This window comes from Candidatus Avelusimicrobium fimicolum (assembly GCF_021632165.1).
GTDB classification, from domain to species: Bacteria; Elusimicrobiota; Elusimicrobia; order Elusimicrobiales; family Elusimicrobiaceae; genus Avelusimicrobium; species Avelusimicrobium fimicola.
Genome location: NZ_JAJWTS010000001.1, coordinates 225,353 through 243,390, shown reverse-complemented (window position 1 = coordinate 243,390; position 18,038 = coordinate 225,353). Strand labels below are relative to the sequence as shown.

Sequence of the window (18,038 nt, the reverse complement as noted above, 5' to 3'; positions counted from 1 at the left end):
AATTTTTATGACGGCCTTGTTTTATTTATTGATGATGTTTCGTTGGTTTGCGACATTACAAAAACAGTGTGGCTACACGAGTCAAAAGAGGGGAAAAAGGTAAGCCGTCCGCAGGACTTATTTTTAAAGGGGTTGTTTCGTTTTTTTTTTTTGTTAAAATTTGGATAATTCGCAGTGGATATACCCGGATGTATCTGCCGTATAAAAATGTGTATAAAAGGCCGTTTTGGTTAAATATAAAGGTCTTAACAAGGAGATAAAAATGAAAGAGTTTAACAGAATTTGGCGTTTGTTGCCGTCATCCCCGAGGAATTTAGTCGGGGATCTGTTGTTATTAAAAAAGAAAAACGATAGATTCCCGAGCCCTGCGGGCCGCCCCACACTCGGGAATGACAACTTCATCATACCTGTCCGAATTGCAAGTGCTGGTTTTACCTTAATAGAGTTGCTTGTCGTTGTCCTCATTATCGGCATTTTGTCCGCGGTGGCTCTGCCGCAATACAATAAAGCGGTGGAAAAGGCCCGCGTTACGGAAGTATTGGTAACCTTGCGTAAAATATCCAATAATTACAAAATGTGCGTCTTGTCGGGTACAGACGATTGTGATTTATTTGAGGATTTGCCTTTCCCGGAAACAGATGAAATTATGGGCGGAGTAAAGAGCAAGCATTATTGTTATACGCACGCCTATTGGGTTGGTTTTGCCGTAACCGAAGTGATTAACGGTAAATGTGATGATGAATTATCCACCTATGCTTTTGTCCCAGACCTAGACGAGGCAAATGAAAATTCCGAGGATATCCATTGGATTTGTGGAGAGGGCGACGATGCCCCTGTTGGGAAGAAAGGCCTTTGTAAATCACTTTGCGGTGGTAACCAATGCAGAGTAATGTAATAAAAAGCCCCGCGGAAGCGGGGCTTTTACTAAGAGAGTTACAGTTATTTCTTTAACTGCACTTTGGACATCATATCGTACATAATGATACCCGCCGCGGCGGAAGCGTTTAAACTTTCTACCCCGCCTTTTTGCGGAATAGATATAATTTCGTCGCAATTTTCAGCCGTCTTTTCGCGGATACCAAAACCTTCGGAACCGATTACCAATACCGCCGGGGAAGCATATTCCATTGTGTTAATGGGTTTCCCGGCCATATCGGCCCCATAAACCCAAAAGCCTTCCTCTTTCAAATCATTGAGGGCGGCAGACAGATTGGCTACTTCCACAATATTAATATTTTCAATGGCCCCGCAGGCTACTTTATATACGGCAGGCGTAATACCCACCGTGCGCCGTTGCGGCAGAATAATGGTAGAGAAGCCCAGGCAGGCCGCACTGCGGATAATGGCACCCAAATTTTGCGGGTCGGTCATTTCGTCCACGGCGAGCCAAAGGTCTTTTTTGTTGCCGTCAGCCTCATACATTGCGGTAGAAAGTTTCATTAATTTAATAGGCTGGATTTTAGCCATTACCCCTTGGTGGTTGGCATTTCTGGTTAAGCGGTCCAGCGTTTTGTTGTCAATGCGGTCAATTTTGGCATTGCACCGTTTCGCCAGGCGGATGATTTCCTCCACAGCGCGGTGGCCGGCCTTACTGTCCGATACATATAACTGCGTAACATTGCGCTTTTTGCTTTTCAGCGCTTCCATCACCGGGTGAATCCCGTAAATCATATCTAAATTATCTTGCATTTTTCCCTCAACCAATGGTGGACGAGCCGAAACTCATACCGATTTCCAACGCGGCTTTCACTTCGTCCCCGTTCGGGTCCACACGTTTCAAATCGGAAATTGCGTCCGTAATTTTTACTTCTGTAATTTTAAAATCTCTAAACGCAGCCATATAGCCGAATTTACCCTCTAACACCATTTCCAAAGCCTTGGCGCCATAGAGGGTGGAAAGCCAGCGGTCAAAGGCCGTAGGAGTGCCGCCCCTTTGGGTGTGTCCGAGAACGCAGGCGCGGGATTCAATTTTGGTGCGGTCTTCAATCATATTGCTCAACTTAGCCGCAATACCGCCCAAGCGAATCGGGTCCGTGCTGCCGGGCAAAGTGCGGGCAACGGTCTGTTCGCCTTGTTCGTTTTTGGCTCCTTCGGCGGCTACTACGATACTGAAATTTTTTCCTTTACTGCGGCGTTCCAAAATGGAGTTGACGATAACATCCTCGTTATACGGAATTTCCGGAATAAGTACAATGTCGCCCCCGCCGGCCAAGGCAGAACGCAAAGCAATCCACCCCGCGTAGCGGCCCATTGTTTCCACAATCATTACGCGGTGATGGCTCTGCGCGGTGGTGTGCAAGCGGTCAATGGCTTCGGTAGCAATCGCCAAGGCGGAGTCAAACCCGAAGGTCTGGTCGGTGGCGGATAAGTCGTTATCAATCGTTTTTGGCACGGCTACAATCGGCATACCCATATCCACAAACTGCTGGGACATATGCAATGTGCCGTCTCCGCCGATAGTAATCAGCGCATCCAACTGGTTTTCTTTAAAATTGTGCATGGCTACGGAAGATAAGTCGCGCGGGGTTTCCGGTGAGCCAAAGGGCGGAAGTGTATAATTAAAGGGGTTGGCAATGTTGCTCGTACCCAAAATAGTTCCCCCTAAGGTCAAAATACCGGAAACGGTTTCGTCCGTAATGCGGATAAATTCGTTGCGTACAAGTCCGTCAAAGCCATTTTTCAGGCCCAAAACTTCAATGCCGTGGCGCAAAGCGTTTTTGCTTACTGCGCGGACGACGGCATTTAAACCGGGGCAATCGCCCCCTGCGGTTAAAATACCGATTTTTTTGATAGTCATATTTTTATCCCCTCCAAATTACAAATAAGCGGCTAATGCGCTTAACGCCCACAGTACAAAAAACTGGCCGTCAATCAGCGTTTCATCTTTCACGCTGCGGGTGGTGGTCTTACTATAATAATATATTACAATAAAAACGGTGTATAAATGGCCCAGTAAAAGCATTGCTACCAAGGCCGGCTTCCAGGTCATCGTAAGCAAGGTGCCCAATGCCGCCGTTAAGGCAAGCAAAATGAGCGTAACGGCCCATTTTGTTTTTGTCATCCCAAAGGCTTTGTAAAAACTTTCGCGCCCGATAATCAGGTCCTTGTTGGCAGATGTAAAACCCAGTGTTACGGAGCGCATAAAAACAAGCAGTACCGTATAAAATACCGCCAGGTATGAGGCCTTTCTTAATAAAAGATCGTTAGCATAAGCCGGTAAAAACGCGCACGCATACGCCCAGCCCAAGGCGGTTACAATGTCTTTGGTGCCGGGGAGCGATAAAAGTTGGAGTTTGAGCAAGTGCCTAAACGGATACGCAAAGCCCAAGGCTAAAAAGAGTACACCCAGTACGGCGGTTCCCTTGCCTAACAGAACGGCCATTACAGTGGCTCCCAAAGCGGCCACTATACTGGCTCCCGTTAAAAAGCGTTTGTTCTGCCCGGGTTGCGCTTCGGCTGCACGGTTAAAGGCCGTTAACGCATAAACAAATAAACCCGCAAAGGCTAAAAATAACCCATTAGACGGTATGCCTTCCAGACGCATACATACATAGGTCAAGGCCGAAGCCGCACAGGCGGTGTAAAAACAGTTGCGCACCAAAAAGTGCCATATGGCTTGCGGCAAATGGGATAAAACAGATTTTGGGTCCGGCTTTCGCAGTTCGCGTACACGGGCGGCCACCCGGTCAATGACCCAGTTGGGGGTAGATGCCCCGGCGGTAATAAAAATCTTTTTGGCCCGCACCACGGGGAGCGGGTCTATTTCGTTCTCCGTTTCCACGTGCTGTACGCTCGGGGCCAAGCCCTTGCACAAAAGGGCCAGCCGTGCGGTGTTTGCGCTGTGGCGTCCGCCTACGACAATCACTAAATCGGCATTTTTGGCCTGTTCAATAGTTTCCTTTTGGCGGTCCTTAGTCGGTTGGCAAATAGTGTTGGAAATTTGGCACTCGTCCGCGTGTTTTTTGATTTCTTCGGCGGTTTCATAAAAAACGCTTTCTTTTTGCGTGGTTTGCGAAACGACATTTACTTTTTCAAAGTGGGGGAGTTTGGCGGCTTCTTCCGGTCCGGAAACTACGGTTCCCTTGCCTTGGGTGTAGCCTAATAAACCGATTACTTCTGCGTGCCCGCCGTCGCCTACAATTATGGTGTGATAACCCTGTCCGGCGTATTTGGCAATAATGTTTTGCGCGTGCTTAACTAAGGGGCAAGTCGCATCCACTACTTCCATTCCGCAATTTTCCACTTCTTTTTGAAACGAAGGCGTAATGCCGTGCGCGCGGATAACTAACACGCCCGCTTTATCGGCCGCTTCCTGTGGGCGGTCAATGGACGTGATTTGCTTGGCAGCCAGCATATCCGTTACCTGCTTATTGTGGATAAGCGGCCCAATGGTGTAGACAGGCTTCTTCCCGGCTGCTTCCAATTCCAGCACCTTATCAATGGCGCGTTTCACTCCGGGGCAAAAGCCCGCGCTTTTTGCTACGGTTACGTCTTGTTCTTTTTCCATACTTATATTATAGGAAATTACGCGCTTGCTTTTTGCCCGGAGAGAACGGATTTTCTATAATTTACCTATGAATAAAATAATAATGAGTATGGCGGCTTTAACGCTGCCCTGTGCCGCTTTTGCAGGCGCTTACGGCGATATGTTTAAAAACGGATATCTCCGCTTTGACTATACGCCCCAAGAAATTTCCGCGTTGGAAGAACGTGCAGCGAAGGAACTGGATATCAATTTGAACTTTTTGGCCGCTATCCCGGCTGACCGGCGCGACTTTACCAATACTGTGCGCGCGTTGGAGGATGCCTATACCTCGTATTGGTTTGTGCCGAAGAATTTATCGCTCTTATCGTATTTTCACCAAGATTCTGCCGTGCGTGATGCCGCCGCTAATTTGGAGGCCAAAGGGGTGGATAAAAAACTTTCCGTTTTTGCGCGCAAAGATGTGTATAAGGCTTTAAAGGAATACGCAGACACGAACCCGCAGTTAAACCACGAAGATATGCGCTTGCTTTCCAAATGGTTGGAGCGTTTTGAACGGGCGGGTATGGCCCTGTCGGAAAAGGATGCCGAAGCGTATGCCAAACTAAATACGGCGCGTTTAAATAAAATTACCCGGTATAATGTTAATTTAAATAATTATAAAGATGAACTGGTGGTTGGGCGTGAGGAACTGGACGGCTTGGGCGAAACCTACATCAACCGTTTGGAACGCACGAAGGACGGAAAATATATCGTTACATTAAAATACCCGGACTATAATCCGTTTATGTCATCAGCCAAGAGCGAGAAAGCGCGCAAAGCCTTGCAGGAAAAATTTGCCCGCCGCGGCGGTAAAGAAAACGTAAAATTGCTGGAAGATACCGTTGAACTGCGCCGCAAACAGGCCGCTTTGTTAGGTTTTAAACGCTACCCGGACTATGTACTTCCGGTGCGTATGGCCAAAAATTACGAAACGTTGGAAGCGTTTTTAAAGAATTTGCAAAAGGAAGTTACACCGCTTGCCCAGGATGAGATGAAGGCCTATTTAAAACTACAAGAGAAAACCACCGGGCAGCAGGCGGACGAAATGACCGCGTGGAATTTGCCGTATTGGAGCAACCAGTACAAAAAGAAATATTACCAGGTAGATGACGATAAAATTAAGGAATATTTCCCGGCGGATAAAGTGATTAGCGGGATGTTTGAAGTGTTTGGAAACCTTTTTGGAATTACATTTACCCAAGCGGATTTGCCCGTTTGGCACCCGGAAGTAGTGGTGTATCAAATTAAGGATAAAAAAACGGGCGAATTGATTTCCAACTTTTATTTGGATTTGTTCCCGCGCGATGGCAAATATACACACGCCGCCACTTGGAGTTTTGTGGACCGCTTTGAACTACCGGACGGGCAAATGCAAACCCCTTCTGTGGTGATTGCGGCTAACTTTACTCCGGCGGGCAACGGGATGCCGTCCCTCTTGGAGCACAGCGAGGTGGAAACCTTGTTCCACGAGTTTGGGCACGTTTTGCAAATGTCTATGGCTACTTCCAAATACGCTACGCTCACGGGCGACAATGTAGCGTGGGATTATATTGAAGCCCACTCCCAACTGTTGGAAAACTGGGCGTGGCAGCCGCAAGTGCTTAAAAAGATTTCCGCCCATTACAAAACGGGCGAAGCCTTGCCGGACGGGCTGATTTCATCTTTGGTCAAGTCCAAAAATGTGGGCGTGGCGGTTGCTTTTCTGCGGCAGAACTTTTTGGGCCAGTACGATTTGGCTTTGCATACAGCCGCCAAGCGCGTGGATTCTACTAAACTATATGCCCAAATGATGCACAATATCAGCGGTATCCCGATGACAAAGGGCACTTATCCTCAGGCGAGTTTCGGGCATATTATGAGTTTGACCGACCCATATGACGTGGGCTACTATGTGTATGCGTGGTCTTTGGTGATTGCGCAGGATATCTTTTCTCGCTTTGAGGAGGAGGGGCTGTTTAATGCGGAATTAGGAGTCAAATTGCGTAAGTACATCTATACCCCCGGTACGGTGTATGACGAAAACGAAATGGTGGAGCAATTCCTGGGCCGCCCATATAACGACAAGGCTTTTTTAAAAAGTTTGGGAATTAAATAAAAAAATCCGCGCTTTTATAGAGCGCGGATTTTTTATATGTAAAACTACCGTTGTACCCAGTTGTTAAGCGCAAACCAAGACAAAAGCGATATGCCTAGCAGTACCGCAAGCAGCATAATAATCCATACTCCGCGAAAGCCGCTGCCTTCCTTTTGGCCGGCCGCTTCACGCGGGGAGCAGAGTGCTTTTAGCATTGCTTCGGCGCGCAATTCGGCTTCGTCCTGCGGTTTGGGCGATAAAGTGGCAGTGGATGCCGGGTCGGTTTTTTCCATTTTAATAAGAGCGTTTTCCAGTTCGTGCAAAATCTGCATAGCACGGAAACGGAAAGATTGGTAATCTTCTACCGAAATGCAGGTGTTTTCGTGATAAACGAGGGCATTGTCGTTGAGTTCCAAATACATATTCCCGCGTGTTTTTAACAGCCCGATTAAAAATGGGGTTAATACAAGGCCCGCCGCCGGTGTGGGCGCGTGTACGCGGTAGCGGCTGTCCACCGCCGGGATATTCGTCTTCATTAACGCATATTGCGACGGCGCAAACTGCGAGTCTATCGGTGCTATTTTAAGCGCGGGAAACTGCCTCTTTTTCAGTTCAGCCGTAAAGAGCGTTAATTTGAGGGGCTTTGTTTTGGGATTGTCGTCCGTGTAAATATTATCGTCGGCTACGCGCATAAAGGCCAAATTGTCCGACCAGGTGCAGACGTTTTGGTATTGATGAAAAAATAACGTAAAAAATTCCAGCCGCCCCGCTGTCAGTTCGGTGGTTACAGTGTCCTTTTCTTTATCAAAGCGGCAGCCGTTCAGGCGCGCCATTTGCGCCAAACGGGCGGTGCGGGTGCGCGTGGTGGCCCATAAGCCCACACCCGCGCCAAGCATAATAAGAATAATTACAATCGTCATATTCATATCATACCAAAAAACAAAAGAAAAACTCCCCGCGTTTTTACAAGCGGGGAGTTTTTAATGCAAGCGGTTTATTTAATTTCTTGGGCGGGCTTTTTGCTGGTTAAAATGGCCCAGCCTAATACCGCCAAGAGTACAATTACTACCACCCAGCCGATTTTGCCCAAGGGGGTAAAATCGTTGTGATAATTGACGATAATCGGCGCTACGATAACAGCCACCATATTTACCACCTTAATTAAGGGGTTGACTGCCGGACCTGCCGTATCTTTGAGCGGGTCGCCCACCGTATCGCCCACCACACTGGCTTTGTGGCGTTCGGAGCCTTTACCTGTGTTGGCGGCTAAGTCCGTAGGCTCGTCCTCTACTACCTTTTTGGCATTATCCCACGCACCGCCCGCGTTGGACATAAATACGGCAAGCAACTGGCCGGAAACAATAATCCCGGCTAAAAATCCGCCTAAGGCTTCCACCCCAAACGCAAGACCCACCACCACCGGGGAGACAATTCCCAACAGGGCCAAAATAATTAATTCTTTTTGCGCTGCGACGGTAGAAATACTTACGGCGCGGGTGTAGTCCGGCTGGGTTTTCCCTTCCAATACCCCGCCTTTAAACTGTCTGCGGACTTCCTGCACGATAAGCGCGGCCGCACGGCTGACGGCGTTGATAGCAAAGGAGGAAAATAGCCACGGCAACGCTCCGCCGATCAGCATCCCGACAAACACAACCGGGTTGGAAACCACAATGCCTACTTGGGACAAAAGTGTAAGCATTTTGCTTTCGCCTGCGGCGGCCCAAGCATCATTTAGTAAGCGCTGTACGTTGCTCACGTCCACCATATACGAGGCAAACAACGATACCGCCGCAATTACGGCTGAACCGATAGCCACCCCTTTGGTAATAGCCTTGGTAGTGTTTCCCACACCGTCTAGGTCCGCCATAATCTGCCGGGCTTTTTTTGTTTCGTTATCCTCTTGTCCGTGCCAACTCATTTCGCCAATGCCGTTGGCATTGTCGGCAATCGGGCCGAAGGAGTCCATCGCCACGTTGTTGCCGGTGAGGGTCAGCATCCCGATACCCGTCATCGCTACCCCGTAGAGGATAAAGTTAAACTTTTCCGCCGGAGTCAGGCCGTCAATAGTACCGAAGATAAAGACGGAACAAAAGATAGAGGCCGCAATTACCAGGGTGGTCCATACGGCCGATTCAAAGCCTACCGCAATACCGGACAAAATCGTAGTGGCGGAGCCGGTGGCGGTAGCTTTTTTGATTTCCTGTACAGGTTTATTTTCCGTACCTGTAAAATATTCGGTTAAACGGTCAATGCCGATAGCCAAAATAATGCCGATGGTAGTGGCGGCAAACGGTCTCCACCAGCCGCCGGGGACTTGGTCCATATAGTAATAAGCCAATACCCCGAAGATGACTACGGAAATAGCGGCAGAAATGCTATACCCTTTAAAAATAGCCTTCATAGCGTTTCCTGCGGAGCGTTTGGAATCTTTTACCGCATAAGTGCCGATAATGGAACACAAAACGCCGATACCGCGCACCAAAAGGGGATAAACAATCCACTCGTGATGGCCCGTAATTCTCCATAAGCCAATCCCCAAGATAAGCCCGGAAACAATGGTAACTTCGTAAGATTCAAAAATATCAGCGGCCATACCGGCGCAGTCTCCCACGTTGTCGCCTACCAAATCGGCTACCACGGCGGGGTTGCGCGGGTCGTCTTCCGGAATCCCTGCCTCCACTTTGCCGACAAGGTCTGCTCCCACATCAGCGGCTTTGGTGTAAATACCGCCGCCTACACGCATAAATAAGGCAAGTAACGTGCCGCCAAAACCAAAACCTAACAGCGCATCCGGCGCGGCAATGCCGAAAATAATAAAAATAAGCGTTCCGCCCAAAAGGCCGAGTCCGTCTGTCAGCATTCCTGTAACGGTTCCGGCGCGGTAGGCAATGCGCAACGCATCACCAAAACTGCGTTTGGAAGCCGCCGCTACGCGGACGTTTGCATCCACGGCGATACGCATACCCAACTGGCCCACCAAAAGCGAAAAGACCGCCCCTAATATAAACGCCCCCGCACGGCCAAAAGCGGCAATGAGTTTAACTTTTTCAGGAGACAACCCCGCAAAGCGTTCCATAGAATCTTGCGATACGGGCACAATATAGACGGATAAAAACAGGCAGACTGTCAGTAACCCAATCAACGGCAAAATGGTTTTGAGTTGTCGTTTCAGGTAGGCGTTTGCGCCCTCCTTAATGGCGCCCCAAACTTTTAACATTTCCGGGGTGCCGGCATCTTCGCTGATAACCTGCTTGCGCAAAAATAAGGCATACAAAAGGCCCAACACCGCAATAAACAGTACGCCGAACAACGCGTATTGTTCAAAGGTGCGTAGGGCCGATATTCCATACCACATAGCATATCTCCTTTTGAACGGAAGTGAAACTTCTCCTATATTATAATAAATAATCTGGTAAATATCGCTTTTCCCCGGCACATAGGTCTTTTGGCCCAGACAAAAGAGTACCCAAAGTCCCTTGATATGAAGTAGTTTGTTTTCTATACTATACATTATGAAGAGTATCAAAAGGTTTTTTATATTCGTTTGCACTTTGGGGTTGCTGGGCGTTTCTGCGCAGGCACAGCGGCTCTCGTCTCCTTTTTATACACAGTTAAAACAAAAAATGGCGGGTTCCGTTTTTGCACAAAAGAACCCCGGCTTAAACCGCTTGGCGTGGATGCGGTACTATCCGGTGTCAACCCAGGTGTTTGACGAGGTGGGCACTTGGGAGCGGATGACGTATTGGTTTGATTCGTCTGACATCATTTCCGCAATGGCGGGGTATTTGTACCAAATGTATATTTCGGCCTCCGTGTACGGAGCCGCACAGGCCCCGGCGCGCTTGAACGCAAACTATTTTGGCGCGTTGGATGCGTTTGAGCATATGCGCGACCGTTTTAATGTGCAGGATAGTTTAGATTTTTATCGCAGTCATAAAAAGGAAATCAAAGCCCGTTTGGCTGATTATTTCCGCCAGGCACATTTGCCCAAATACAAGGTGGATGATTTGAAAAATGATTATGTGGAAACGGCTTTTTTAAATACCTTGAAAAACTCCGCCGGGAAAAACGGACGTGCGGGCTTTGTTTTGGCCCGGGCCAAATGGACGGCCTCTGTTCCCGGGACGGAAAAGAATTTTTTTAAAAAATATATGCAGGCGTCCTTGCAAGAGTTGAGCCGTCAGGTGGTGCTGTATGAGGAAAACGCGCCCAGTTTGGATGTTTTGGATAAAACTGCCGGACGCTATAATTCCAGTTCCAAACAATACCTGTATCGTCCCGCTACGGACGAGTGTGCCGCTTGCACGTATGATTCGTGCCGCAAAATTTGCCGCGCCGTAGTCGGCCGGAAAAACACACGGAGTACAAGCACCTTGCGTTTGTATGAAATTACAATGCGTTCGCAAAAAGGAGAATACCTAGTATCGGCGGACGGAAAAAATAATTTTGTTTCGCCGGACGGCCAAAAATATCCAAAATGGCAATATCACGCCGCCGCGTTGGCGGTAATCCGGCGCGGAGGACAGTTTGTGCCGGTGGTAATAGATAAATTTTTGTTTACAGAACCGGTAGAATTTTCTGCTTGGCTGAAAAAGTTTGATTCTAAAACAACGGTAATGTATTTGAAGCCCTTTCGGCTACGGGAAGCGGACGAAAAACGTCTTGTCCGTCCGGATAGCAGAAAAGGGAAAAATATTGTGAAAAACGGCAGGACTTATACACCGTATCCCATAGGAAACTGATTTAAAAAGCCCCGCTTAGTAGCGGGGCTTTTTAGCGGAAGAGGTTTTTATCCGGCGCAACAGCCGCAATCTTTTCCTATGGTGTCTTTAATATCCAGGCCGATATCTTCCAAGTCTTGTTCGTGTTCCACTTCGTCTTCTAAAATTTCTCGGAGTAAGTGGAAGGTAATCGGGTCCTTGCCTTTTACCATATCTAACAATTTATTATAAACTTCTATGGCGCATCTTTCACCTTGAAGATTTTGCGCTAACAGAATTTTGGACTCACTGTCTTTGGGTACTAAATAGCCGCAAGTGCTTTCTTTGTACCAATCTTGCGGTGATAAAACGGGTGTTCCGCCCAGTTCTATAATGCGTTTGGATAGTTTTTTAGCGTGATCCAATTCTTCGGCGGCGTGTTCCTCCATTTCCTCTATCAGTTTGGGTGCGAGCACCCCCGTAGCCACTTGGGCACCTACCCAATATTGGTAATACGCCAGCCACTCATCGCAATAAGCCTTGTTTAAAGCGGTTACTAACGCTTGAACATCCAGCCCTGCTCGTTGTACAATTTCTCTTCCTTTCATTCCCATATTTTTACCCCCTGTTTAATTATTGCCGGATGCGGCAAAGCCGCTCCTTACCGCCAGTATAGCAGTTAGCGCATCTTTTTACTTGGGGTAAAAAAGGTTAGTTAAAGGGCCCCGCCGATAACAAAGCCGACCAAGTTCCCGCCGTCTTGCAGATTGTGGGTATAATTAATACCCAGCGGGAGCGGAAAACGCCATAATTTATAAGAAAGTGTTGCTCCGGCACCGCTGTGGGCGCGGTATTTCCCGCCTGCATATACATAGGCATTTTCGTAAAACGGAGCCAAGGACAAAAGACCCGTATGGTTTCGTAACAGATAATAAACAAACGAGGCCCCGATACCGGCCCCCCTTTCGCCGCGGATTTGGCGGTCGTAACGGCCGAAGGTAAGTAAATCGGCCGATAAAATCTCGTCGCTGAAAGAAGCCTTAAACGCGTCCTGCGCTTTGCCCTGTACAATAAACATATGGCGGTTTTTAAGTTCCAGTACCCACGCGGCATTTAGACCCAGTTTTGCAAGGGTATAATCACTTCCCGTCCAATTTCCGCCGCCCGTATAATAGATACCGGTGGCGTAGCCTTGGCGGACACGGGGTAAATTGCGCAGACTTTTTTCCTTGTCGGTCAGCCCATAGCCCGAAAGTGCGCCCATATTAGTACCTTGGCGGATATCGTCCGTCAGGTGAAGGCCCAAGGTAATTTGATTGTGGTTACCGTTATCAAACCCCGGAGAGGAATAAGCATAGCGGACATATTCCGGGCGGATAAACGCGCGGACGGTGCGGGAAAAACGGTGTGAATAGGTAACGGAAAATTGTTCTTTTTTGGAGTGGACTTGCGCCTTTAAATCGCTTGTGTATTTATCCTCATCATTAGTGGTGGAGAAAACGCCAAACATATTGGAGCGGTATCCGCTGTAAAAACGTTGGTCAAAATTCAGTTTGGTGTAAGATACAGACAGATGTTCATCCCCTTGGGTGATTCCGGCGCTGGCGGTGATGCCGTCTTGGCTGCCGCCCCCAAACAGGAAGGTGCTTTCACCCTGTTTAAACAAGTTCCCGCCCGCCAAAGAAACACCTGCCGCGCTTTTGGCACCGCCGGCCGCAAAGGCGAGGGGAAAAATATAACTGCCGTCTTGGGCATTAATGGCAATATCTACTTTGTCGCCCTGCGGGGTGGCGGTAAAATCCAACTTTTTAAATACGCGCAACCGGTGCAAATCATCTTGGGCTTTTTCATAGATTTCCGGCGAAAATGTATCTCCTGGTTTTAGCAAGAATAATTTTTTAAGGGTTTCGGGCCGCATCCGCGTGGACGAAACCGACACGTTACCCACAGTTTGGGCAAAGGCGGAAAGGGAAAAACAAATCAGCAAAAGAGATAAAAAAATCTTCATATATAAAATTATATCTTTTATACTTACCGGTAGGTAATTTATTGCTTAAAGCATATTTGCTATAATAACCAACAAAGATATAGGAGGGATTATGCCCAGGCGCGATAAAGTAAATTATTATTTAGATTTAGCCGATGTGGTTTCCCAGCGGGGCACTTGTCTGCGCCGCCGCTATGGGGCGGTTATCGTCAAAAATGACGAAGTAATTTCTACCGGATATGTGGGGGCGCCCCGCGGACGGAAGAATTGCACAGATTTGGGATATTGTATCCGCCAACAGTTAAATATTCCTCGCGGGGAACGTTACGAACTGTGCCGTAGTGTACACGCCGAGGCCAATGCCATTATCAGTGCCCCGCGTGATAAAATGCTGGGATCAACCCTCTATTTAGCCGGGCGTGAAGCCGATACCGGAGAATATATTAAAAATTCGTCCAGTTGTTCTATGTGCAAACGTATGGTGATTAATGCGGGGATAGAGAAAGTGGTTATCCGCGATACGGAAAATGATTACCGTGTAATTAATGTGCAGGACTGGGTGGAGAACGACGAATCTTTGAGCGGCACAAGGGGATATTAGTTTGGCTAGTTGCTCCGGAAAAAAGCAAAAGAAATTTCTATCCCCTCTATAAAAAAGGCTTGGACGGATATTTGGCTACCCCGCTTTATGCGGCAAAAATATTTATCCGTTTAAGCCTTGTTTATGGATAAATGCCGGATTTTCCTGATATCCAACAAACTGAAATGAATGCGCCGTTTTTATATAAAGTGGCGCACAAAAAAATCCCCGTCGGGAGTTAATCCTAACGGGGATAAATGCTAATTATTCAAAACTAAAATACGGAGTCGACGAGATTCGAACTCGCGGTCTCTGCCTTGACAGGGCAGCGTGTTAACCAGGCTACACCACGACTCCTTTACCTGCTACATATATATTTTAACTAATTCTGCGGTTTACGTCAACACTTTTTCAAAAAACTTTATTTGTATAGGGAAATCAATCAAAATTTCCCCACAAAATTTGTTCTAATTCCAATTCCACTCCGTGTTTTTCCTTTACTTTTTGGCGAACTTGGTCCATCAAGGATTTAATATCTTCCGGAGTTGCGTGGTTGAAATTAACAATAAACCCGGCGTGTTTTTCGGACACTTTTGCCCCGCCGACAGACAGCCCGCGCAGGCCCGCCTCATCAATCAGGCGCGACGCATAATCTCCTTCCGGACGTTTAAACACACTCCCGGCGGAGGGATATTCAAGCGGCTGTTTTTCTATCCGCTTGTGTTGAATCGTGTGGCGGGTTTCTAGCAGTTGTGTAAATTCGCCTGGGGCCAGTTTAAAGGCGGCAGACAAAATAATACAGTTTGAAATTCCCTCCACGCGGCGATAGCCGAATTTCAGGTCCTCTTTTAACAGCGTTCCCGGGCGGCCTTCCAAATCTATTACGTCAAAATATTCCAAACAATCAAAAGTTTCTTGTCCGAACGCACCCGCGTTCATATATACTGCGCCGCCCACGCTGCCCGGTATTCCGGATAATTTTTCCATACCGGCAAGACCGGCTTTGCAGGCCAGTTCACATACTTTGTCTAGTGCGGCTCCGGCTTCGGCGCGGATGTGGTCTCCCTCTACGCGGATATTGTTCATTTTTTTGGTAGAGCAGACAATGCCGCCTAAGCCTTTTCCGCTTACCAAGATATTGGAACCAAAGCCGATAAGACGCAGGGGGATATTGGCGGTGCGGGCCAATTTTAAAACAAAACTCCATTCCTCGTGCGTTTGGGGATAAACATACACCTCTGCCGGGCCGCCCGCACGGTAGGTGGTGTGATTGGACATCGGCTCGTTAAAAAGGCAGTTCTCGCCAAAGAAAGTTTTTAATTCTTGTTTGTAATCCATAAAAGGTTAAAAGTTCAGCCCGATGCCGCCTTGTAAGGCGTGGTTGTCAGCCGTGTAAGTGTAAGCGCCAAACATATAGACAAACGGGAACGGTTTTACGTTTACGCCTGCCGTATAGCGTACGGCTCCGTCTTTGGTGGAGCGTTCTGCACCCAGGTTTTTGGTTTTCAGTTCGCCATAGTCGTAACCCACGCCCACATACGGGGTGAAGAACAACACGTTCATAGAGGCCACAGCGGAGGCGGAGTAATGGTCGGTAGTGTACCAATCAGTCTTGCCACGGTCATAAAAACCAGCCAAGGACAAGTGAATCGTATCAAATAAATTGTAATGATATTTTAATCCGCCGCCCAAAGACTGAAAACCGTTCATATCCGTACCACGCACCACTACACCCAAATCCAGCACGGGAATTTTGGTTTCTGCGGTAATAAAACCGGCATACAGGTAATCGTCCGTGGTGATGTTGTTCTTGTCGGAGGGTTTTACGGCACTTAATGTTGCCCCGATATCAAACCCCGGGAACGCAGTGCCTTTGCCTGTATGAAAATCGGCCACGCCAATCATAGCGTTAATGTCCTTATTATAGGCAGATAAATCGGAAGACGCGGAATAATGCGCGCGGAAATCGTCTGCGATATTGGTGGCGGAAGCATAGCCTGCCAAGGTGAAAAATGCGACCAAAAGGGCTAACAGTTTTTTCATAGTTTTCTCCGTTGCGAAATTTCAAGATATATAATATGATAGAAAATGACGGGGGGATGTGCAACCCGTCCGGCGGGTACGGAGTAGAAACCGTCCGCCCAGGAGTGAATTATGGTAAGCGAATTAGCCGGAACTCTGACAAAAGAAAGAATTGACGTAAACGCATTAAGAGAACAATTTTTTAACCCGCAAGGTACGCCTGTGCCTGTGAAATTCGGCACCTCCGGCCACCGTGGCAGTTTGGGGACGGGTTTTTGTGCATTGCACGCCCGCGCGATTGCGCAGGCGGTGGCGCGGATTCATCAGGAGCAGCATATTGAAGGGCCTATTTTGGTAGGGGGGGATACGCGTTTAATGTCGCGTGATACGGCCAATTTGTGCGCCGAGGTGTTAGCCGGAAACGGACTAACCGTTATTTTGCCCGATATGCCTTTACCCACGCCGGTTTTTTCATTTGAAATTATTAGCGGGCGTGCGAGTGCCTCGTTAAATGGTACCGCCAGCCACAATCCGCCGCAAGATATGGGCCTTAAATACAACCCGTCCAACGGCGGGCCGGCGGATGCTGCGGTAACGGGTCAAATTGAAAAGTATGCCAATTATTATATGGCCCATACGGAAGAAATAAAAACCTTGCCGTTGGCGCAGGCGCGTGAAAAAGGGCTTGTGCGCGAGGCCGATTTGGTTACCCCTTATGTTACTGCCTTGTCTAAATTTATTGATTTTAAAAAGATTGCCGCTTCCCCGCTTAAATTTGCTATACACCCGTTAGGCGGAAGCAGTTTGGCTTTTTACGAAGCCATTAAGAAAACCTACCATTTGGATAATATGGAAATTGTCAGCAAGATACAGGACCCGACTTTCTACTTTATCCCGATTGACCACGACGGTAAAATCCGTATGGACCCGTCGTCTAAATATCCTATGTCGCCGCTTATCAAATTGGTGGAAGACGGCACTTACGATTTTGCCGGCGCCAGCGACCCGGACGCGGACCGTTTCGGTTGCGCGACCAAAAAGGGCGGTTTGATTCCGCCGAACCACGCCTTGTGCGTAATGGCAGATTATTTATACCGCCACCAAAAGGTGCGCGAAGCCTGTTCCATTGGTAGAACCTTGGGTACAACGTCGTTGTTGGACCGGATTGCGGCAGGGTATGGGCTAAAATTGGATGAAGTAAATGTCGGTTTTAAATATTTTGTGGAGGGCATTGTAAAGCGCAAATATGTATTGGCCGGCGAAGAAAGCGCAGGAATGTCTGTCAGCGGCTGGACCCCGGAAAAGGACGGCATTTTGGCGGTATGTCTGTTAATGGAAATTACCGCCGTAGAAGGCGATATTGCTGCGCTGTATGACGGGCTGACCGCCAAGTATGGCACTCCCTATTATACGCGCGTGGATATTCCGACAGATGAGGCCACCAAAAAGCGCGTAAAGGGCTTAAAATCGGCCGATTTTGATACGCTCCAACAAGTGGCGGGCGAACGGGTAACCCGCGTGCGTGATACGGACGGCATTAAAATTTATTTGCAGTCCTCGTGGTTGTTGGTGCGCCCTTCCGGCACGGAAAATATTTTAAAAATCTATGCCGAAACCTTTATCAGCCAGAAACACTTGGACGAACTCATCAGACAAGCCCAACGGCTGTTGGCTTAAAAAGGAAAATATTTATCGGGAGCGGTCTTGGTAGCCCGCTCCTTTTGTTTGGGTAAAATAGCAATATGATAAATTTTTTATATGTAGGTTTGGGCGGCTTTGCCGGGGCTTCTTTGCGTTACGGTGTTACAGTGTTTGCCGCCGCGTTATCGTGGCGCGGGCATTGGGCTACGCTTGCCGTCAATGTGTTGGGGAGTTTGGCGATAGGGTTTTTGGCTCCGTATTTTGAATCTGCCACCCACCCCGGGCGGTTGTTTTTGATAGTAGGTGTATTGGGCGGGTTTACGACGTTCTCCTCTTTTTCTTTGGATACGCTTACGCTGTATCACAACCGGGAATTTATTTGGGCTGGGCTTAATGTGCTGTTAAACGTGCTGGTTTGTTTGGCGGCGGTGTGGGGCGGGTTTAAATTGCACCAAATGTTATAGAGATATTTTTTTATTAAAAAAGGCCCGTGCCCGTTAAGAGCCGGG

Annotated in this window: 15 protein-coding genes and 1 tRNA gene; 6 read left to right on the top strand and 10 right to left on the bottom strand. The window is 48.1% G+C overall.

Annotation, left to right across the window (positions count from 1 at the left end; all coding sequences use genetic code 11):
- Positions 1-262: 262 nt before the first annotated feature.
- Positions 263-895 (top strand): pilin, encoded by a 633-nt coding sequence (locus ACQY2K_RS01155; RefSeq protein ID WP_428040424.1) that lies wholly within the window; start codon positions 263-265, stop codon positions 893-895.
- Between the two features lie 44 nt (positions 896-939).
- Here the strand turns inward: ACQY2K_RS01155 and rlmB are convergent, their stop codons facing one another.
- From rlmB to ispH, 3 genes are read right to left on the bottom strand one after another with little or no spacing between them, the layout of a single operon-like run.
- On the bottom strand, positions 940-1,689 hold the full coding sequence (gene rlmB, locus ACQY2K_RS01150) for a 23S rRNA (guanosine(2251)-2'-O)-methyltransferase RlmB (protein ID WP_177747648.1): 750 nt from the start codon (positions 1,687-1,689) through the stop codon (positions 940-942).
- A gap of 7 nt (positions 1,690-1,696) precedes the next feature.
- Positions 1,697-2,797, bottom strand: a complete 1,101-nt coding sequence (locus tag ACQY2K_RS01145; protein WP_428040423.1) for a 6-phosphofructokinase — start codon at positions 2,795-2,797, stop codon at positions 1,697-1,699.
- Positions 2,798-2,815: 18 nt separating this feature from the next.
- Positions 2,816-4,507: a 4-hydroxy-3-methylbut-2-enyl diphosphate reductase gene (gene ispH / locus ACQY2K_RS01140; protein ID WP_177747654.1), complete on the bottom strand. Its 1,692-nt coding sequence runs from the start codon at positions 4,505-4,507 to the stop codon at positions 2,816-2,818.
- A 67-nt stretch (positions 4,508-4,574) separates the two neighbouring features.
- Between ispH and ACQY2K_RS01135 the strand changes: the two genes are divergently transcribed.
- Positions 4,575-6,620 carry a M3 family metallopeptidase gene (locus ACQY2K_RS01135; protein ID WP_428040422.1) on the top strand — a complete coding sequence of 682 codons (2,046 nt, stop codon included), beginning with the start codon at positions 4,575-4,577 and terminating at the stop codon, positions 6,618-6,620.
- A 44-nt stretch (positions 6,621-6,664) separates the two neighbouring features.
- On the opposite strand, the gene ACQY2K_RS01130 is transcribed toward ACQY2K_RS01135, so the two are convergent.
- The gene (locus ACQY2K_RS01130; protein WP_428040421.1) at positions 6,665-7,519 is read right to left on the bottom strand and encodes a hypothetical protein; all 855 of its coding nucleotides are present in this window, start codon (positions 7,517-7,519) and stop codon (positions 6,665-6,667) included.
- Positions 7,520-7,593: 74 nt separating this feature from the next.
- Complete coding sequence (locus tag ACQY2K_RS01125; protein ID WP_428040175.1) at positions 7,594-9,954, bottom strand: sodium-translocating pyrophosphatase; 2,361 nt, start codon at positions 9,952-9,954, stop codon at positions 7,594-7,596.
- 157 nt (positions 9,955-10,111) lie between these two features.
- On the opposite strand from ACQY2K_RS01125, the gene ACQY2K_RS01120 reads away from it, so the two are divergent.
- On the top strand, positions 10,112-11,341 hold the full coding sequence (locus tag ACQY2K_RS01120) for a protein-glutamine glutaminase family protein (protein ID WP_428040420.1): 1,230 nt from the start codon (positions 10,112-10,114) through the stop codon (positions 11,339-11,341).
- 47 nt (positions 11,342-11,388) lie between these two features.
- Here ACQY2K_RS01120 and ACQY2K_RS01115 read toward each other — a convergent pair whose 3' ends face one another.
- On the bottom strand, positions 11,389-11,913 hold the full coding sequence (locus ACQY2K_RS01115; RefSeq protein WP_428040419.1) for a ferritin-like domain-containing protein: 525 nt from the start codon (positions 11,911-11,913) through the stop codon (positions 11,389-11,391).
- 101 nt (positions 11,914-12,014) lie between these two features.
- A complete protein-coding gene (locus ACQY2K_RS01110; protein WP_428040418.1) occupies positions 12,015-13,307 on the bottom strand; it encodes a POTRA domain-containing protein in 1,293 nt (430 codons plus the stop codon).
- A 91-nt stretch (positions 13,308-13,398) separates the two neighbouring features.
- Between ACQY2K_RS01110 and ACQY2K_RS01105 the strand changes: the two genes are divergently transcribed.
- Positions 13,399-13,887, top strand: coding sequence for a deaminase (locus ACQY2K_RS01105; RefSeq protein ID WP_177747675.1), 489 nt, complete (start codon positions 13,399-13,401; stop codon positions 13,885-13,887).
- Positions 13,888-14,148: 261 nt separating this feature from the next.
- On the opposite strand, the gene ACQY2K_RS01100 is transcribed toward ACQY2K_RS01105, so the two are convergent.
- The 3 genes from ACQY2K_RS01100 to ACQY2K_RS01090 all read right to left on the bottom strand — a co-directional run bounded on the left by ACQY2K_RS01100 (position 14,149) and on the right by ACQY2K_RS01090 (position 15,909).
- A tRNA-Asp gene (locus ACQY2K_RS01100) sits at positions 14,149-14,223 on the bottom strand.
- A gap of 81 nt (positions 14,224-14,304) precedes the next feature.
- Positions 14,305-15,204: a UDP-N-acetylmuramate dehydrogenase gene (murB, locus tag ACQY2K_RS01095; protein ID WP_428040417.1), complete on the bottom strand. Its 900-nt coding sequence runs from the start codon at positions 15,202-15,204 to the stop codon at positions 14,305-14,307.
- Between the two features lie 6 nt (positions 15,205-15,210).
- Entirely contained in the window at positions 15,211-15,909 is a 699-nt protein-coding gene (locus ACQY2K_RS01090) for an outer membrane beta-barrel protein (protein WP_177747707.1), read from the bottom strand.
- Positions 15,910-16,020: 111 nt separating this feature from the next.
- Between ACQY2K_RS01090 and ACQY2K_RS01085 the strand changes: the two genes are divergently transcribed.
- Together ACQY2K_RS01085 and crcB are read left to right on the top strand one after the other, a co-directional pair.
- The gene (locus ACQY2K_RS01085) at positions 16,021-17,565 is read left to right on the top strand and encodes a phosphoglucomutase (protein ID WP_428040416.1); all 1,545 of its coding nucleotides are present in this window, start codon (positions 16,021-16,023) and stop codon (positions 17,563-17,565) included.
- Between the two features lie 65 nt (positions 17,566-17,630).
- A complete protein-coding gene (gene crcB / locus ACQY2K_RS01080; protein ID WP_428040415.1) occupies positions 17,631-17,993 on the top strand; it encodes a fluoride efflux transporter CrcB in 363 nt (120 codons plus the stop codon).
- The last annotated feature ends 45 nt before the right edge of the window (positions 17,994-18,038 follow it).

Excerpts from the sequence above, each read along its gene's own strand:
- rlmB (WP_177747648.1), bottom strand. The coding sequence starts at position 1,689 with ATGCAAGATAATTTAGATATGATTTACGGGATTCACCCGGTGATGGAA.
- ACQY2K_RS01125 (WP_428040175.1), bottom strand. The coding sequence starts at position 9,954 with ATGTGGTATGGAATATCGGCCCTACGCACCTTTGAACAATACGCGTTG.
- crcB (WP_428040415.1), top strand. The coding sequence starts at position 17,631 with ATGATAAATTTTTTATATGTAGGTTTGGGCGGCTTTGCCGGGGCTTCT.
- murB (WP_428040417.1), bottom strand. The coding sequence starts at position 15,204 with ATGGATTACAAACAAGAATTAAAAACTTTCTTTGGCGAGAACTGCCTT.
- ACQY2K_RS01085 (WP_428040416.1), top strand. The coding sequence starts at position 16,021 with ATGGTAAGCGAATTAGCCGGAACTCTGACAAAAGAAAGAATTGACGTA.
- ACQY2K_RS01090 (WP_177747707.1), bottom strand. The coding sequence starts at position 15,909 with ATGAAAAAACTGTTAGCCCTTTTGGTCGCATTTTTCACCTTGGCAGGC.
- ispH (WP_177747654.1), bottom strand. The coding sequence starts at position 4,507 with ATGGAAAAAGAACAAGACGTAACCGTAGCAAAAAGCGCGGGCTTTTGC.
- ACQY2K_RS01105 (WP_177747675.1), top strand. The coding sequence starts at position 13,399 with ATGCCCAGGCGCGATAAAGTAAATTATTATTTAGATTTAGCCGATGTG.
- ACQY2K_RS01135 (WP_428040422.1), top strand. The coding sequence starts at position 4,575 with ATGAATAAAATAATAATGAGTATGGCGGCTTTAACGCTGCCCTGTGCC.
- ACQY2K_RS01155 (WP_428040424.1), top strand. The coding sequence starts at position 263 with ATGAAAGAGTTTAACAGAATTTGGCGTTTGTTGCCGTCATCCCCGAGG.
- ACQY2K_RS01145 (WP_428040423.1), bottom strand. The coding sequence starts at position 2,797 with ATGACTATCAAAAAAATCGGTATTTTAACCGCAGGGGGCGATTGCCCC.
- ACQY2K_RS01120 (WP_428040420.1), top strand. The coding sequence starts at position 10,112 with ATGAAGAGTATCAAAAGGTTTTTTATATTCGTTTGCACTTTGGGGTTG.
- ACQY2K_RS01115 (WP_428040419.1), bottom strand. The coding sequence starts at position 11,913 with ATGGGAATGAAAGGAAGAGAAATTGTACAACGAGCAGGGCTGGATGTT.
- ACQY2K_RS01110 (WP_428040418.1), bottom strand. The coding sequence starts at position 13,307 with ATGAAGATTTTTTTATCTCTTTTGCTGATTTGTTTTTCCCTTTCCGCC.
- ACQY2K_RS01130 (WP_428040421.1), bottom strand. The coding sequence starts at position 7,519 with ATGACGATTGTAATTATTCTTATTATGCTTGGCGCGGGTGTGGGCTTA.